The following is a 15,645-nucleotide window of genomic DNA, read 5'->3' as shown; positions in this document are numbered from 1 at the left end:
GGGAACCTCATGACAGGAATGCCGGCAGCCAGTCGCCGGGGACGGCACCGCAAGCCCCGGCCCCGCAAGCTGCTGTTCGCCGCCGGAGGGCTGGCGCTGGCCGCCGGTGCGCTGAGCCTCGTACGGATCACGTCGGACGGCGGCGGTGTCGGCGCACCCGGCACGGCGGAGGCGGAGCCCCGCCTCGATCCGACCGCCGAGGCCACGGACCGCTCCGCGAACGCGGCCGCCACCGTCGGTACGGTCCTCAGGGCTACGCCCTCGGCGGCCACCGTCATGGGCGGCGAGAGCACGGCACCGACGGCCACCGCATCGCGTACGGCCGCCGCGTCACCGTCCTCCGCCTCGCCCACCGCACTGCCCGGCACCGGGACCGGGACGGTGCCGACCACCGTCCCGACGGCCCCGACCCGGCCGACGGGCACTCCGCCGCCACCGGCCGCGAGCCCCTCGCCCACCCCGACGCCGACGCCCAGCGCGCATCAGCCCGGCAGCGGGGTCTGCCTGCCGGTCGTCGGCCTGTGCGTGGACCCGTTCGCGGCTACGGCTCCCCGTCCCGGCGCGTGAGCAGCCAGGGTTCCACGACCCCCAGGCCACGCACCGGACGCTGCCACATCGGCTGCAGCGCGAAGCGGTACGTCGGGGGCTCCTCGCCCTCCTTCTCGGCGGTCGCCGCCTCCTCCGCGGCGGCCGCCTCCGAGGCCGGCGCCTCCCCGACCCGGATCAGCTCCTCGGCGAACGCGCTGTCGACGAGCACGGCGTCGCGCGGGGCTATGGAGGTGAGACGGGAGGCGAGGTTCACGGTCGTACCGAAGACATCGCCCATTCGGGTGGTCACGGTGCCGAAGGCCATGCCGACCCGCAGCTCCGGCATCGTCTCGTCGTTCGCCATGGTCTCGACCAGACGCAGCGCGATGTCGGCGGCGATACCCGCGTCGTCGGCGACGTACAGGACCTCGTCGCCGAGGGTCTTGATGAGGCGGCCGCCGCGGGCCGCCACCAGGTCGGCGGCGGTGGTCTCGAAGGCCTCGACCAGTTCGCCGAGTTCCTCCTCCTCCATGCGCCGGGTCAGCCGGGTGAACCCCACGAGGTCGGCGAAGCCGACGGCGAGGCGGCGGTCGACCATCTCCTCGTCGTCGGTGGCCTGCACGACCCGGCCGGCCGACGCGGCGAGCTGGCGGCGCCAGACGTAGACGAGGAACTCCTCCAGCTCGGGCAGGAGCAGTTCGACGATCGGGTACGTCACCTCGGTACGGGTCATGCCCGGCTCGGGCGGCTCGGTCAGGCCCTCCAGGAAGGAATCCATCTGCCACTCCGCCAGACGGGCGGTGGTCTGCCCCGTGGACCGCGCCACCTGCACGGCCATGGCCTCGCTGAGCAGCCCCGCCTCGACGAGGCCGGCGAGCCGGCGCAGGGCCAGCACGTCGGCCTCCGTCAGCGCCTTGGCCTGCCCGATGTCCGCGAAGCCCATCGCCCGCCAGAACCGCGACGCCAGCTCCATGGAGACGCCGGCGCTGCGGGCCGCCTGGAAGGGGGTGTAGCGGCGCTCGGCCCCGAGGATCAGGCCTTCGAGACGCAGCGCGAGGGGGTCCTCGCCGGAGTCGGCGGCGTCCGCGCCCTCGCCGGAGCCCGTGTCGTCGACGGTCACGCCTGCTGCCCTTCCGATCTACCGCGGTCGCATACCGACCGGCCTCAACTCTACGGCAGCTGTGCGGTAGCTCACTTCGTGAGGAAAGCCGACATCGGGGTGGTGAGGGGTCGATTTCCTGGTGCGGGTGGGTGAGGGCCGGCCGCGCAGTTCCTCCCCCAGCCTTCGGCCGGGGGTACCCCCTGCGCCCCTTACGGGGCGCTTCGCCCGCCGCATCTCCCCACCCGCGGGCAGTCGTGCCGCTGGGGCGGTGCGGTCCCCCCGCTCGAGCGAAGCCGAGAGTGAAAGAGGGTGGGCGCGGGCAGCACCCGGCAAGCGCCGGCAAGCGCCCCCGCCCCCGCCCTCACGCAGGCCGCAGGTGCACGATGTCCCCCGCGCCCACCGGCTCCTGAACCCCTTCCTTCGTGGCGATCACCAGTCTCCCGTCGCCGTCGATCGCCACCGCCTCCCCCACCAGCGACCGGTCTCCGGGCAGTTCCGCCCGCACCGACCGCCCCAGCGTCGCGCAGCCCGCCGCGTACGCCTCCTGGAGCCCGCTCACGCCCGGATCGCCGCCCGCCGCGCGCCAGCGCCCGTACCAGTCCTCCAGGGACCGCAGGACGGCCCTCAGCAGCGTCTCCCGGTCCGTGCTCACCGCCCCGGCCAGCGCCAGCGAACCGGCCTGCGGCACCGGCAGCTCCGCCGCGCGGAGCGTGACGTTGATGCCGACGCCGACCACCACCCCGTCCTCACCGGCCCGCTCCGCGAGAATGCCACCGGCCTTGCGCTCCTCGTCACCGACGGTGACGAGGAGGTCGTTCGGCCACTTGAGCGCCGTGTCGACGCCCGCGCCCCGCGCCAGCCCCGTCGCCACCGCCACCCCCGTGAGCAGCGGCAGCCAGCCCCAGCGGGCCACCGGCACCTCGGCCGGCTTCAGCAGCACCGAGAAGAACAGCCCCGAGCGGGCCGGCGCCGTCCACTGCCGGTCCAGCCGGCCCCGGCCCGCCGTCTGCTCCTCGGCGACGAGGACCGCGCCCTCGTCGGCGCCCTTCGACACGGCCCGGGCCACGAGGTCGGAATTGGTGGACCCGGTGCTGTCCACGACCTCGATGTCGGAGTAGAGGCCCCCGTGGCCGCCGTCCCGCACCAGGGCCCTGCGCAGCCCCGCCCCGTTCAGCGGTGGACGGTCCAGGTCGGACCAACGATTGTTGTTCGCATCTGCTGGGTCTCGCGGCGTCATGCAAGCCACCCTAGGTGTGTTGTACGCCGCACTGCCGTTTGGTAGGTGCCCCACTACTCTACGGATGAGTAACCGTCCCCCCTTTTGAGCAGGCAGGGAGCCGCATCCCGATGTCCGAGCCGGAAGAGATCGACATTCACACGACCGCGGGGAAGCTCGCGGATCTCCAGCGCCGTGTCCACGAAGCGACACACGCCGGTTCGGAGCGCGCCGTAGAAAAGCAGCACGCCAAGGGCAAGCTGACGGCCCGTGAGCGGATCGAGCTGCTCCTCGACGAGGGCTCCTTCATCGAGCTGGACGAGTTCGCCCGGCACCGCTCCACCAACTTCGGCCTGGAGAAGAACCGCCCCTACGGGGACGGCGTCGTCACCGGGTACGGCACGGTCGACGGCCGCCCCGTCGCCGTCTTCTCGCAGGACTTCACCGTCTTCGGCGGCGCCCTCGGCGAGGTCTACGGCCAGAAGATCGTGAAGGTCATGGACTTCGCCCTGAAGACCGGCTGCCCGGTCATCGGCATCAACGACTCGGGCGGGGCCAGGATCCAGGAGGGGGTCGCCTCCCTCGGCGCCTACGGCGAGATCTTCCGCCGCAACACCCACGCCAGCGGCGTGATCCCGCAGATCTCGCTCGTCGTCGGCCCCTGCGCCGGCGGTGCCGTGTACTCCCCGGCCATCACCGACTTCACGGTCATGGTCGACCAGACGTCCCACATGTTCATCACCGGACCGGACGTCATCAAGACGGTCACCGGCGAGGACGTCGGCTTCGAGGAGCTGGGCGGCGCCCGGACCCACAACTCCGTCTCCGGCGTGGCCCACCACATGGCCGGCGACGAGAAGGACGCCGTCGAGTACGTCAAGCAGCTGCTGTCGTACCTGCCGTCCAACAACCTCTCCGAGCCCCCGGTCTTCCCCGAGGAGGCCGACCTCACGGTCACCGACGAGGACCGCGAGCTGGACACCCTGGTCCCGGACAGCGCGAACCAGCCGTACGACATCCACACGGTGATCGAACACGTCCTCGACGACAGCGAGTTCTTCGAGACGCAGGCCCTGTTCGCCCCGAACATCGTCACCGGCTTCGGCCGCGTGGAGGGCCACCCGGTCGGCATCGTCGCCAACCAGCCCATGCAGTTCGCCGGCTGCCTGGACATCAAGGCGAGCGAGAAGGCCTCCCGCTTCGTCCGCACCTGCGACGCCTTCAACGTCCCGGTCATCACCTTCGTCGACGTCCCCGGCTTCCTGCCCGGCGTCGACCAGGAGCACGACGGCATCATCCGCCGCGGCGCCAAGCTGATCTACGCCTACGCCGAGGCCACCGTCCCCCTGATCACCGTGATCACCCGCAAGGCCTTCGGCGGCGCCTACGACGTCATGGGCTCCAAGCACCTGGGCGCCGACCTCAACCTCGCCTGGCCCACCGCCCAGATCGCCGTCATGGGCGCCCAGGGCGCCGTCAACATCCTGCACCGCCGCACCATCGCGGAGGCGGAGGGCTCGGGAGAGGGCGAGGCCACCCGGGCGCAGCTCATCCGGGAGTACGAGGACACCCTCCTCAACCCCTACACGGCGGCCGAACGCGGCTACATCGACGCCGTCATCATGCCGTCGGACACCCGCCGCCACGTCGTACGCGGCCTGCGCCAGCTCCGCACCAAGCGCGAGTCCCTGCCCCCGAAGAAGCACGGCAACATCCCCCTGTAAGGAGCCGCTGTGACGATCAAGGTCATACGGGGCAACCCGACCCCGGAGGAACTGGCCGCCGCCCTGGCGGTGGTGCGGGCCCGCGCGGCGGCCCTGGCAGCCGTCCCGCCCGGCACCCCACCGGCAACGAGCGCCTGGTCCGACCCGGGCCGCATCGCCCAACACCGGGTCCCGTCCCCGAGCCCGAGCGCATGGACCCGCACCTACTGGCCCTCCTGAGCCACCCCCTGGGGGCGGGGAACCGCGCACCCAAGCGGAACCCGGGGCCCCAATCTGAGTACCCCTACTCAGGCGCCCGAGGTCGGCCAAGCCCCACGCTGGTGACATGCTGTGGTCGGACCCCGAAGACGAGCCGCCGAAGGACCTGCAGGACATGCAGAACACCCTCCGGCGGCTCGGCGTCTTCCTGGCCCTGGTGATGGTCGTCCTGATGATCGTGCTCGGCGTGAGGTGAGCGACCCTCTGTCGGCCCTCACCGATACGCTGCCCCCATGCGCAGACTCGTCCTCGCCTCCCAGTCCCCCGCCCGGCTGAACCTCCTGCGCCAGGCGGGTCTCGCCCCCGAGGTGATCGTCAGCGGCGTCGACGAGGACGCCGTCACCGCCCCCACCCCCGCCGAGCTGGCCCTCGCCCTCGCGGAGGCGAAGGCCTCCGTCGTCGCTGCCCGCCCCGACGTCCAGGGCGCGATCGTGATCGGCTGCGACTCGGTGCTGGACCTGGACGGCCAGGCCCTCGGCAAGCCGGCGGACGCCGAGGAGGCCACCGCCCGCTGGAAGTCGATGCGCGGCCGGGCCGGCACCCTGCAGACCGGGCACTGCGTCTGGGACACGGCGAGCAAGCGCTGGGTGTCGGCGACCGCGTCCACGGTCGTGCGGTTCGGCGAGCCCACCGACGAGGAGATCGCCGCGTACGTCGCCACCGGCGAACCCCTCTACGTGGCGGGAGCGTTCACCCTGGACGGCCGCAGCGCGCCGTTCGTCGAGGGCATCGACGGCGACCACGGCAACGTGATCGGCATCAGCCTCCCCCTGGTCCGCCGGCTGCTGGCGGAGCTCGGCGTCGGCATCACGGAGTTGTGGGCGCCGGGGGAGTGAACGGCCCCGCGGGCGGCGTGTCGCCCTTCGCCTCCGCTCCCGATCCTGCTCCCGGCTCCGGCTCCGGGTCGCCCGCGGGTCCCGCACCGCCCTCGCCCCCGCCGTCGGCCTCCGCCCCGGCCCCACCGGCCCCGTCCACCCGGTCGTACGTCATCAGCAGCAGCACGACGAGCGCGAGGACGACCACCATGAACAGGAAGGCCCGCCACCCGATCAGCCCCCACGACACGGCGCCCAGGAGGGCGTGCACGACCGCGACACTGATCAGCAGCACCCGGCCGAGGCCGGCGGGCGGCCGGTTGCGGACGGCGACCAGCAGGGCCACCAGGCCGCACAGCGCGAAGTAGAGGCCGAAGACCACGGCACCGGCCTTCGCGGACATCGACATCCGGTCCGGGTCGAGACCGGCCAGGGACATGTCCTGGCGGTCGACCACCACTCCCATGAACCAGTTGAGTGCCGCGATGCCCACTGCCTCGGCGAAGAGTACGACCGCCACGACCCACGCCACCGGTCTGCGCACCACCGGCCCCACCCACTTTCGATCTCGGCTCGACCAAGCCGGTGTTACTTGAAGTTCGTTCAAGACATCGCGAACGCTACTAACGGGTAAACCCGGGGACAAGGGTTCGGTCGGCAGCAAAGAAACGTTGGGCCATTCGTAGGGACTCAACAAAGAAACGGAGTGGGGCGCGGCACGCTCTCACAGAGACCTTGACCACATGACGGGGCTAGGGTTTCCCGAAGGAGCCCTGCGTACCGAGGTGCGACAAGGGATTTCCCGGGTCGGGTGAGCTTCGCATCACGCTCCGTGTGGGCAAGGTCACCATTGGGGACGGGTCGAAGTGCCGTGTCGGCAGTCCCTAAACTCGGCTTGTTTCAAGGAGGGAGCCTCAATCGTGCGCAAGGTGCTCATCGCCAACCGTGGCGAAATCGCTGTCCGCGTTGCCCGGGCCTGCCGGGACGCCGGGATCGCGAGCGTGGCCGTCTACGCGGAACCGGACCGGGACGCTCTGCATGTCCGCGCCGCGGATGAGGCGTTCGCCCTGGGCGGTGACACCCCCGCCACCAGCTACCTGGACATCCAGAAGGTGCTCAACGCCGCCCGCGAAGCAGGCGCGGACGCCGTCCACCCGGGCTACGGCTTCCTCTCCGAGAACGCGGAGTTCGCGCAGGCGGTCCTGGACGCGGGCCTGACCTGGATCGGACCGCCGCCGCAGGCCATCCGCGACCTCGGCGACAAGGTGGCCGCCCGGCACATCGCCCAGCGCGCCGGCGCGCCCCTGGTGGCAGGCACCCCGGACCCGGTCTCGGGCGCCGACGAGGTCGTGGCGTTCGCCGAGGAGCACGGCCTGCCGATCGCCATCAAGGCGGCCTTCGGCGGCGGCGGACGCGGCCTGAAGGTCGCCCGCACCCTCGAAGAGGTCCCGGAGCTGTACGACTCCGCCGTCCGTGAGGCGGTGGCCGCCTTCGGCCGCGGCGAGTGCTTCGTGGAGCGCTACCTGGACCGCCCCCGGCACGTGGAGACCCAGTGCCTGGCCGACACCCACGGCAACGTGGTCGTCGTCTCCACCCGTGACTGCTCGCTCCAGCGCCGCCACCAGAAGCTGGTCGAGGAGGCCCCCGCGCCGTTCCTCTCCGAGGCCCAGGTCGCCGAGCTGTACCGCGCCTCCAAGGCCATCCTGAAGGAGGCCGGCTACGTCGGCGCGGGCACCTGCGAGTTCCTGGTCGGCCAGGACGGCACGATCTCCTTCCTGGAGGTCAACACCCGCCTCCAGGTCGAGCACCCGGTGACCGAGGAGGTCGCCGGCATCGACCTGGTCCGCGAGATGTTCCGCATCGCCGACGGCGAGGCCCTCGGCTACGACGACCCCGAGCTGCGCGGCCACTCCTTCGAGTTCCGCATCAACGGCGAGGACCCGGGCCGCAACTTCCTGCCCGCCCCCGGCACCGTCACCCGCTTCGACGCCCCCTCCGGCCCCGGTGTCCGCCTGGACGCGGGAGTGGAGGCCGGCTCGGTCATCGGCCCCGCCTGGGACTCCCTCCTGGCCAAGCTGATCGTCACCGGCCGCACCCGTGCGGAGGCCCTGCAGCGGGCCGCCCGCGCGCTGGACGAGTTCCAGGTCGAGGGCATGGCCACGGCGATCCCGTTCCACCGCGTCGTCGTCCGTGACCCGGCGTTCGCCCCCGAGCTGACCGGCTCCGAGGACCCCTTCACGGTCCACACCCGCTGGATCGAGACCGAGTTCGTCAACGAGATCAAGCCCTTCACCGCCCCGGCCGACGCCGAGGCCGAGGAGGAGGCCGGCCGCGAGACGGTCGTCGTCGAGGTCGGCGGCAAGCGCCTGGAGGTCTCCCTCCCGGCGTCCCTGGGTATGACCCTGGCCCGCACCGGCCTCGCCGCCGGCGCCAAGCCGAAGCGCCGCGCCGCCAAGAAGTCCGGCCCGGCCGCCTCCGGCGACACCCTCGCCTCGCCCATGCAGGGCACGATCGTCAAGGTCGCGGTCGAGGAGGGCCAGGAGGTCAAGGAGGGCGACCTGATCGTCGTACTCGAGGCGATGAAGATGGAGCAGCCCCTCAACGCCCACAAGGCCGGCACCGTCAAGGGCCTCGCGGCCGAGGTCGGCGCCTCCCTCACCTCCGGCGCCGTGATCTGCGAGATCAAGGACTGACGCCACCCCGCACCACACCGCCCGGCGAACGTCACCCGTTCGCCGGGCACCCGACTTTCTGGAACGTGGAACGCCCCATGCGCGCCGACGCCCGCCGAAACCACGACCGGCTGCTGGCCGAGGCCCGCACCGTGTTCGCCGAGCACGGCACGGACGCCTCGCTGGAGGACGTGGCCCGCCGGGCGGGCGTGGGCATCGGCACCCTCTACCGCCACTTCCCGACCCGGGGCGCCCTGATGAGCGCGGTCTTCGAGGACGCGCTGAGTGAACTCCTGGCCAGAGCCCACGAGTTGCAGACCGCTCCCGATCCCTGCCAGGCCCTGCTGACCTGGCTCCACGAGGTGGTCGTCCACGCAGCGGCGTACCGGGGCCTGTCGAGGGCCCTGATGTCGGCCTCACCGGCCTCGGCCCTGTCCCGCTGCGGCACCCCGATGCGCGAGGCGGGAGCAGCCCTGCTGACCCGAGCTCAGAAAGCGGGCACAGTACGGGCCGACGTACAGATCACCGACCTGCTCCAACTCACCCACGCCATCGCCCTGGCAGCGGAGGAGTCACCGGGAGACCCGCAGTTGGCGGACAGACTGCTGACCCTGACCCTGAAGGGACTCAAACCTGAGAAACCCAGGGGCGTGGGGCTGTATTGATATGCGGCTCCGCCGCGTGGGCGCGACCAGCCATATGGGCCCCGCACCCGCCCACGAGCCCCACCCCTACGGCGACTAGGCACCCTCACCGCCGCCGCATATCGGCAACCCGCCCCCGCTCGCCCCCCGTCGGCGGCTCTCCCTGGAGCATCGAAGCCGACCGCAACCCCGCCCCCGGCCCCTGACTCCGCCGCGGCCCCGGCAGGGCGACGTCCCGACGCTGTTGATGCTGCTGCCGCGCCGGGACCTGATCACCCCCCGGGTTTCCCGACGCCCCGGCCACGGCGATCTGCACCCCCTGGTCGGCAAGGGCCTGCAGCTCGGTGACCGCACGGTCGTCGTGGGGCGGCGGCTCGTCGGTGACCAGCCGGGTGATGACATCGGTCGGCACGGTCTGGAACATCGTGTCCGTACCGAGCTTGGTGTGGTCGGCGAGGATGACGACCTCCGCGGCGGCCTGCACCAGCGCCCGGTCGACGGACGCCGACAGCATGTTGGACGTGGACAGCCCCCGCTCGGCCGTCAGGCCGCTCCCCGACAGGAAGGCCTTCGACACGCGCAGCCCCTGCAGGGACTGCTCCGCACCGGAGCCGACGAGCGCGTAGTTGGAGCCCCGCAGGGTCCCGCCGGTCATCACGACCTCGACCCGGTTGGCATGGGCCAGCGCCTGCGCCACCAGCAGCGAGTTGGTGACGACGGTCAGGCCGGGCACTCTCGCCAGCCGGCGGGCGAGCTCCTGCGTGGTGGTACCCGCCCCGACCACGATGGCCTCGCCCTCTTCGACGAGGCCCGCGGCGAGATCGGCGATGGCCGTCTTCTCGGCGGTCGCGAGATGAGATTTCTGCGGAAAGCCGGACTCCCGCGTGAACCCGCCCGGCAGTACCGCACCGCCGTGCCGGCGGTCGAGGAGTCCTTCTGCCTCCAGTGCGCGCACGTCCCGCCGTACGGTCACTTCGGAGGTCTGGACGACGCGGGCGAGCTCACGGAGCGACACGGCCCCGTTCGCTCGCACCATTTCGAGGATCAATTGGCGACGTTCTGCAGCGAACACGAAACTGACAGTAACCCCAACGACCGTCTGCTTTCAGCAGTTTGCGCCGAATAGCAGAAGTTGTTCGCACAGCAGGGTCAGGAGTGGTATAGGGCCTACCCCGCCCGACTATGCCGTACGCATGCCCGACAACTCCCCGTGACCAGCGGGGAGTCGGTTCCGGCCGTCAGAGTTCGCTGCCGGTCTTCCGGGTGTGCAGCTGCCGCGCCACCTCGGCGATCGACCCCGAAAGGGAGGGATACACGGTGAACGCGTTCGCGATCTGTTCGACCGTCAGATTGTTGTCGACGGCGATCGAGATCGGATGGATCAGCTCCGAGGCCCGCGGCGAGACGACCACACCGCCCACCACGATCCCGGTGCCCGGCCGGCAGAACATCTTCACGAAGCCGTCCCGGATGCCCTGCATCTTCGCGCGCGGGTTGCGCAGCAACGGCAGCTTCACGACCCGGGCGTCGATCTTGCCGGCGTCCACATCGGCCTGCGTGTACCCGACCGTCGCGATCTCCGGGTCGGTGAAGACGTTCGACGACACGGTCTTCAGGTTCAGCGGGGCCACCGCGTCGCCCAGGAAGTGGTACATGGCGATCCGCCCCTGCATGGCGGCCACCGACGCCAGCGCGAACACACCCGTCACGTCACCGGCGGCGTACACCCCCGGAGCCGTCGTCCGGGACACCTTGTCGGTCCAGATGTGCCCGGAGTCGCGCAGCTTGACGCCGGCCTCCTCCAAGCCCAGCCCCGCACTGTTCGGAATGGCACCGACGGCCATCAGACAGTGCGAACCGCTGATGACCCGCCCGTCCGCGAGCGTCACCTCGACCCGGTCCCCGACCCGCTTGGCCGCGGCCGCCCGCGACCGCGCCATGACGTTCATGCCACGGCGCCGGAACACGTCCTCCAGGACGGCGGCCGCGTCCGGGTCCTCACCCGGCAGCACCCGGTCCCGCGAGGACACCAGCGTGACCCGCGACCCGAGCGCCTGGTACGCACCGGCGAACTCGGCACCGGTCACACCCGACCCGACCACGATCAGCTCTTCGGGCAGCTCGGTCAGGTCGTACACCTGCGTCCAGTTCAGAATCCGCTCGCCGTCGGGCAGGGCGTCGGGCACCTCCCGCGGATGCCCGCCGGTCGCGATCAGCACCGCGTCCGCGACAAGAGTCTCCTCACTGCCGTCCGCAGCGCTGACGACGACCTTGCGCGACCCGTCCAGGGCCTGCATGCCCTCCAGCCGCCCACGCCCGCGCATGACCCGCGCACCCGCACGCGTCACCGAAGCCGTGATGTCGTGCGACTGCGCCAGCGCCAGCCGCTTCACACGCCGGTTGACCTTCCCCAGATCGACGCCCACCACCCGCGCCGCCTGCTCCAGCGGCGGGGTGTCATCGGCGACGATGATCCCCAGCTCCTCGTACGACGAGTCGAAGGTCGTCATGACCTCGGCCGTAGCGATAAGGGTCTTCGACGGCACGCAGTCGGTCAGCACCGACGCTCCGCCCAGACCGTCGCAGTCGACGACGGTCACCTCCGCGCCGAGCTGCGCGGCCACCAGCGCCGCTTCATAGCCGCCGGGTCCGCCACCGATGATCACGATCCGAGTCACGTACTCCATTGTCCCGCACGCTTCAAGGTGCTACTGCCCGGGGGGCCGCGCCCGGCGCCTCCCGGGACGGGAGTGACACCCGTGACGCCTGCCGTACCCTCTCTCCATGTCGTCGCTCTACGCCGCGTACGCCGGCAATCTCGACGCGCGGCTGATGTCCCGCCGCGCCCCGCACTCGCCCCTGCGCGCCACCGGGTGGCTGAACGGATGGCGGCTGACCTTCGGCGGCGAGCAGATGGGCTGGGAGGGCGCCCTGGCGACGATCGTCGAGGACCCGATGTCCCAGGTCTTCGTCGGTCTCTACGACATCGCCCCGATGGACGAGGAGTCCATGGACCGCTGGGAGGGCGTCGGCCTGGGCATCTACCGCCGCGCACGCGCACGCGTGCACACCCTGGAGGGCGAGGAGACCGCCTGGCTCTACGTCCTCGACGGCTACGAGGGCGGCCTGCCCTCGGCCCGTTACCTGGGCGAGATCGCCGACGCAGCGGAATCCGCGGGCGCCCCACACGATTACGTGATGGAGCTGCGCAAGCGACCCTGCTGAGACGCCGCGTCCCTACACTTGTGTGACCGACGCACCAACGGGAGAGCAGATGTCCCCCACCACGTACGACGTCTACTACACGGTGCAGGCCGCGGCCGCCCGCGACCGGCTGGAGGACCGTCAGCGCATCGCGTTCGACAAGGGCATCGCCCTCCTCGCCCGCGACCCCTTCCTCTCCGTGTCCCGCCCCATAAGCTCCACGGGGGACGACCGGACCATCCGTCTCACCCAGAACGTCCTCGTGGAGTACACGGTCAGCCGTGGCCGCCTGCTGATCTTCATCGTCGAGGTCTTCAACGACAAGGACGTCCTCGTCACCGACGAGTGACCGCACGCCGAAAGCCACACAGACCCCTCACAGCAACCACAAAGGTTGCCCTGCGTCACGCCCCTCGTCGGAAACGACAAGACAACGATCGCAATCCCATGAGCTCCGTCATCTACGCGCGTAGGCCCGGACCGGCTACTCTCGTCGGCGTGAACGCATCTCTTCTTCCGGACGACATCCAGGGCGACCCCCACGCCGCCGCCGACGCGGCCGCCGCCCGCCTGCGCGAACTCACGGGCGCCGACACCCACGACGTCGCCCTCGTGATGGGCTCCGGCTGGGCGCCGGCCGTCGACGCCCTGGGCGCTCCCGACGCCGAGTTCCAGGTCACCGAGCTGCCCGGCTTCCCGCCGCCGGCCGTAGCGGGACACGGCGGCAAGATCCGCTCGTACTCCTCCGGTGACAAGCGCGCGCTGGTCTTCCTGGGCCGCACGCACTACTACGAGGGCCGGGGCGTCGCCGCCGTCGCCCACGGCGTCCGCACCGCCGTGGCCGCGGGCTGCAAGACGATCATCCTCACCAACGGCTGCGGCGGCCTGCGCGAGGGCATGCGCCCCGGCCAGCCGGTCCTCATCAGCGACCACATCAACCTGACGGCGACCTCCCCCATCATCGGCGCCAACTTCGTCGACCTCACCGACCTCTACTCCCCCCGCCTGCGCGCCCTGTGCAAGGAGATCGACCCCAGCCTCGAAGAGGGCGTCTACGCGCAGTTCCCCGGCCCGCACTACGAGACGCCGGCCGAGATCCGCATGGCCCGCGTGATCGGGGCGGACCTGGTGGGCATGTCGACGGTCCTGGAGGCGATCGCTGCGCGCGAGGCGGGCGCCGAGGTCCTCGGCATCTCCCTCGTCACCAACCTCGCCGCGGGCATGACGGGCGAGCCCCTCAACCACGAGGAGGTCCTCCAGGCGGGCCGCGACTCGGCGGCACGCATGGGCGAGCTGCTCGCCCAGGTGCTGGGCAGGCTCTGAGGACGCCATCCGGGTTGCCACGCACGGTCCGACCGCGTCCACAGGCCCGTCGTGGCCCCTCGCGCAGTTTGCCGCGCCCCTTACGGGGACGCTGCACTCACCCCGCCGAAAAGCGGACGGGCCGCTGCTGCCACCCCCGCCGGACAGGTGCCGTCCCCGGCCCCCGGCGGGTTGCAGCCGCCCACGGCGGGGAGGGGACGGGGAGTTCCCGCCCGCAGTGGCCGGCGTCGGTCGACCCGCACGGCACGAGAAACAGCACCGCCGGTCCGAGGACGGGGACTTCCCGCCCCGGCCCCGACCCACCACCACCCGTAGGCGCTACGCGCACCCCCACCGAAGCCGCGGATGCGCCGCAGGCACACCACGAGAGGTTGGACGACGACCGTGCACGACGATCTCATCGCCCGGGCCCGAGCCTGGCAGACCGAGGACCCCGACCCGGAGACCCGCGACGAGCTCGCCAAGCTCATCGACTCCGGTGACCTCACCGAACTGTCGGCCCGCTTCAGCGGCACGCTCCAGTTCGGCACCGCAGGCCTCCGCGGCGAGCTCGGCGCCGGCCCGATGCGCATGAACCGCGCCGTCGTCATCCGCGCCGCCGCCGGCCTCGCCGCGTACCTGAGGAACCACGGCCAGGGCACCGGCACCGTCGTCATCGGCTACGACGCCCGCCACAAGTCCGCCGACTTCGCCCGCGACACCGCCGCGGTCATGACGGGCGCCGGCCTCAAGGCCGTCGTACTCCCCCGCCCCCTCCCCACCCCCGTCCTCGCGTTCGCCATACGGCACCTCGGCGCGGTCGCCGGTGTGGAGGTCACCGCCAGCCACAACCCGCCCCGCGACAACGGCTACAAGGTCTACCTCGGCGACGGCTCCCAGATCGTCCCGCCCGCCGACGCGGAGATCGCAGCCGAAATCGACGCCATCACAAGCCTCCACGACGTCCCCCGCCCCGACACCGGCTGGGAAACCCTCGACGACACGGTCCTGGAGGCCTACCTGGCCCGTACGGACGCCGTCCTCTCCCCCACCTCCCCCCGCACCGCCCGCACGGTCTACACGGCCATGCACGGCGTCGGCAAGGACACCCTCCTCGCCGCCTTCGCCCGCGCCGGTTTCCCCGCCCCCACCCTCGTCCCCGAGCAGGCCGACCCGGACCCGGACTTCCCGACCGTCGCCTTCCCCAACCCGGAAGAGCCCGGCGCGATGGACCTCGCCTTCGCGAAGGCCCGCGAGACCGACCCCGACCTGATCATCGCCAACGACCCCGACGCCGACCGCTGCGCCGCGGCCGTCAAGGACGACGGCGAGTGGCGCATGCTCCGCGGCGACGAGGTCGGCTGCCTCCTCGCCGCCCACCTGGTCCGCCGCGGCGCCACCGGCGTCTTCGCCGAGTCGATCGTCTCCTCCTCGCTCCTCGGCCGCATCGCCGAGAAGGCGGACCTCCCCTACGAGGAGACCCTCACCGGCTTCAAGTGGATCGCCCGCGTCGACGGCCTGCGCTACGGCTACGAGGAGGCCCTCGGCTACTGCGTCGACCCCGACGGCGTCCGCGACAAGGACGGCATCACCGCGGCCCTCCTGATCGCCGAACTGGCCTCCGTCCTCAAAGAGGAGGGCCGCACCCTCCTCGACCTCCTCGACGACCTCGCCGTGGAGCACGGCCTGCACGCGACCGACCAGCTCTCGGTCCGCGTCGAGGACCTCTCCGTCATCGCACAGGCCATGCAGACACTCCGCGAGCACCCCCCGACCGAACTCGCCGGCCTCCCGGTCACCAAGGCCGAGGACCTCACCCGGGGCACGGACAGGCTGCCCCCCACCGACGGCCTCCGCTACACCCTCACCGGCGCCCGGGTCGTCGTCCGCCCGAGCGGCACCGAGCCGAAGCTGAAGTGCTACCTGGAGGTAGTGGTCCCCGTGGCGGACCACTCCGCCCTCCCCACGGCCCGCGCGCAGGCCACCCGGACCCTGGCCGCGATCAAGCGGGACCTCTCCACAGCAGCAGGCATCTGACGCCGTAGGGGTGCCTCTTGGCCAGGGGCACCCCTACGGGTGATTTCGCCACGGCGACCGACCCACCCACCGCGCCCCGCCCCGGCTCCCGGGGAACGGTGATCCGGTACCGCCCGTCCGGTACCGCCCGCCGCAGCCGTCGT

Annotated in this window: 16 protein-coding genes; 11 read left to right on the top strand and 5 right to left on the bottom strand. The window is 71.8% G+C overall.

Going from position 1 to position 15,645, the window contains the following annotated elements; all coding sequences use genetic code 11:
• Positions 1–9 precede the first annotated feature (9 nt).
• On the top strand, positions 10–567 hold the full coding sequence (locus ACFY6U_RS34070) for a hypothetical protein (protein WP_390044395.1): 558 nt from the start codon (positions 10–12) through the stop codon (positions 565–567).
• On the opposite strand, the gene ACFY6U_RS34065 is transcribed toward ACFY6U_RS34070, so the two are convergent.
• Both ACFY6U_RS34065 and ACFY6U_RS34060 read right to left on the bottom strand, forming a co-directional pair.
• Positions 542–1,648 (bottom strand): adenylate/guanylate cyclase domain-containing protein, encoded by a 1,107-nt coding sequence (locus ACFY6U_RS34065; protein WP_351485238.1) that lies wholly within the window; start codon positions 1,646–1,648, stop codon positions 542–544. The genes ACFY6U_RS34070 and ACFY6U_RS34065 overlap by 26 nt on opposite strands.
• Before the next feature lie 343 nt (positions 1,649–1,991).
• Positions 1,992–2,867, bottom strand: coding sequence for a biotin--[acetyl-CoA-carboxylase] ligase (locus ACFY6U_RS34060; protein ID WP_390044393.1), 876 nt, complete (start codon positions 2,865–2,867; stop codon positions 1,992–1,994).
• A 110-nt stretch (positions 2,868–2,977) separates the two neighbouring features.
• On the opposite strand from ACFY6U_RS34060, the gene ACFY6U_RS34055 reads away from it, so the two are divergent.
• From ACFY6U_RS34055 to ACFY6U_RS34040, 4 genes are all read left to right on the top strand, one after another.
• Complete coding sequence (locus tag ACFY6U_RS34055) at positions 2,978–4,570, top strand: acyl-CoA carboxylase subunit beta (protein ID WP_390044391.1); 1,593 nt, start codon at positions 2,978–2,980, stop codon at positions 4,568–4,570.
• A 9-nt stretch (positions 4,571–4,579) separates the two neighbouring features.
• Positions 4,580–4,789 carry an acyl-CoA carboxylase epsilon subunit gene (locus ACFY6U_RS34050; protein ID WP_390044389.1) on the top strand — a complete coding sequence of 70 codons (210 nt, stop codon included), beginning with the start codon at positions 4,580–4,582 and terminating at the stop codon, positions 4,787–4,789.
• A 106-nt stretch (positions 4,790–4,895) separates the two neighbouring features.
• Positions 4,896–5,024 carry a morphogenic membrane protein MmpB gene (mmpB, locus tag ACFY6U_RS34045; RefSeq protein WP_093499434.1) on the top strand — a complete coding sequence of 43 codons (129 nt, stop codon included), beginning with the start codon at positions 4,896–4,898 and terminating at the stop codon, positions 5,022–5,024.
• Positions 5,025–5,061: 37 nt separating this feature from the next.
• Positions 5,062–5,664, top strand: a complete 603-nt coding sequence (locus ACFY6U_RS34040) for a Maf family protein (RefSeq protein WP_390044387.1) — start codon at positions 5,062–5,064, stop codon at positions 5,662–5,664.
• Here ACFY6U_RS34040 and ACFY6U_RS34035 read toward each other — a convergent pair.
• Positions 5,636–6,190 carry a hypothetical protein gene (locus tag ACFY6U_RS34035; RefSeq protein ID WP_390044385.1) on the bottom strand — a complete coding sequence of 185 codons (555 nt, stop codon included), beginning with the start codon at positions 6,188–6,190 and terminating at the stop codon, positions 5,636–5,638. The genes ACFY6U_RS34040 and ACFY6U_RS34035 overlap by 29 nt on opposite strands.
• 373 nt (positions 6,191–6,563) lie before the next feature.
• Between ACFY6U_RS34035 and ACFY6U_RS34030 the strand changes: the two genes are divergently transcribed.
• Together ACFY6U_RS34030 and ACFY6U_RS34025 are read left to right on the top strand one after the other, a co-directional pair.
• On the top strand, positions 6,564–8,336 hold the full coding sequence (locus tag ACFY6U_RS34030; protein WP_390044383.1) for an acetyl/propionyl/methylcrotonyl-CoA carboxylase subunit alpha: 1,773 nt from the start codon (positions 6,564–6,566) through the stop codon (positions 8,334–8,336).
• A 77-nt stretch (positions 8,337–8,413) separates the two neighbouring features.
• Complete coding sequence (locus tag ACFY6U_RS34025; RefSeq protein WP_390044381.1) at positions 8,414–8,980, top strand: TetR/AcrR family transcriptional regulator; 567 nt, start codon at positions 8,414–8,416, stop codon at positions 8,978–8,980.
• Positions 8,981–9,065: 85 nt separating this feature from the next.
• Here ACFY6U_RS34025 and ACFY6U_RS34020 read toward each other — a convergent pair whose 3' ends face one another.
• Together ACFY6U_RS34020 and ACFY6U_RS34015 are read right to left on the bottom strand one after the other, a co-directional pair.
• Positions 9,066–10,031 carry a DeoR/GlpR family DNA-binding transcription regulator gene (locus tag ACFY6U_RS34020; protein WP_351485251.1) on the bottom strand — a complete coding sequence of 322 codons (966 nt, stop codon included), beginning with the start codon at positions 10,029–10,031 and terminating at the stop codon, positions 9,066–9,068.
• Positions 10,032–10,197: 166 nt separating this feature from the next.
• Complete coding sequence (locus tag ACFY6U_RS34015; protein WP_351485252.1) at positions 10,198–11,646, bottom strand: NAD(P)H-quinone dehydrogenase; 1,449 nt, start codon at positions 11,644–11,646, stop codon at positions 10,198–10,200.
• A 97-nt stretch (positions 11,647–11,743) separates the two neighbouring features.
• Between ACFY6U_RS34015 and ACFY6U_RS34010 the strand changes: the two genes are divergently transcribed.
• The 4 genes from ACFY6U_RS34010 (at position 11,744) to ACFY6U_RS33995 (ending at position 15,502) form a co-directional block, all read left to right on the top strand.
• Positions 11,744–12,184 carry a gamma-glutamylcyclotransferase gene (locus ACFY6U_RS34010; RefSeq protein ID WP_390044379.1) on the top strand — a complete coding sequence of 147 codons (441 nt, stop codon included), beginning with the start codon at positions 11,744–11,746 and terminating at the stop codon, positions 12,182–12,184.
• A 49-nt stretch (positions 12,185–12,233) separates the two neighbouring features.
• Positions 12,234–12,512 (top strand): hypothetical protein, encoded by a 279-nt coding sequence (locus ACFY6U_RS34005; RefSeq protein ID WP_351485255.1) that lies wholly within the window; start codon positions 12,234–12,236, stop codon positions 12,510–12,512.
• A 149-nt stretch (positions 12,513–12,661) separates the two neighbouring features.
• Positions 12,662–13,486: a purine-nucleoside phosphorylase gene (locus ACFY6U_RS34000; protein ID WP_351485257.1), complete on the top strand. Its 825-nt coding sequence runs from the start codon at positions 12,662–12,664 to the stop codon at positions 13,484–13,486.
• Positions 13,487–13,870: 384 nt separating this feature from the next.
• Entirely contained in the window at positions 13,871–15,502 is a 1,632-nt protein-coding gene (locus ACFY6U_RS33995) for a phospho-sugar mutase (RefSeq protein ID WP_390044377.1), read from the top strand.
• Positions 15,503–15,645: the final 143 nt, after the last annotated feature.

Origin of the sequence: Streptomyces sp. NPDC013157 (assembly GCF_042899865.1) — a bacterium.
GTDB lineage: Bacteria > Actinomycetota > Actinomycetes > Streptomycetales > Streptomycetaceae > Streptomyces.
The sequence above is the reverse complement of the archived record's forward strand: the minus strand, read 5'-3'. Positions and strand labels throughout refer to the sequence as shown.

Bases quoted from the DNA above. Each gene is read 5' to 3' on its own strand.
- ACFY6U_RS34015 (WP_351485252.1), bottom strand. From the start codon at position 11,646: ATGGAGTACGTGACTCGGATCGTGATCATCGGTGGCGGACCCGGCGGC.
- ACFY6U_RS34040 (WP_390044387.1), top strand. From the start codon at position 5,062: ATGCGCAGACTCGTCCTCGCCTCCCAGTCCCCCGCCCGGCTGAACCTC.
- mmpB (WP_093499434.1), top strand. From the start codon at position 4,896: ATGCTGTGGTCGGACCCCGAAGACGAGCCGCCGAAGGACCTGCAGGAC.
- ACFY6U_RS34025 (WP_390044381.1), top strand. From the start codon at position 8,414: ATGCGCGCCGACGCCCGCCGAAACCACGACCGGCTGCTGGCCGAGGCC.
- ACFY6U_RS34055 (WP_390044391.1), top strand. From the start codon at position 2,978: ATGTCCGAGCCGGAAGAGATCGACATTCACACGACCGCGGGGAAGCTC.
- ACFY6U_RS34060 (WP_390044393.1), bottom strand. From the start codon at position 2,867: ATGACGCCGCGAGACCCAGCAGATGCGAACAACAATCGTTGGTCCGAC.
- ACFY6U_RS34070 (WP_390044395.1), top strand. From the start codon at position 10: ATGACAGGAATGCCGGCAGCCAGTCGCCGGGGACGGCACCGCAAGCCC.
- ACFY6U_RS34005 (WP_351485255.1), top strand. From the start codon at position 12,234: ATGTCCCCCACCACGTACGACGTCTACTACACGGTGCAGGCCGCGGCC.
- ACFY6U_RS34010 (WP_390044379.1), top strand. From the start codon at position 11,744: ATGTCGTCGCTCTACGCCGCGTACGCCGGCAATCTCGACGCGCGGCTG.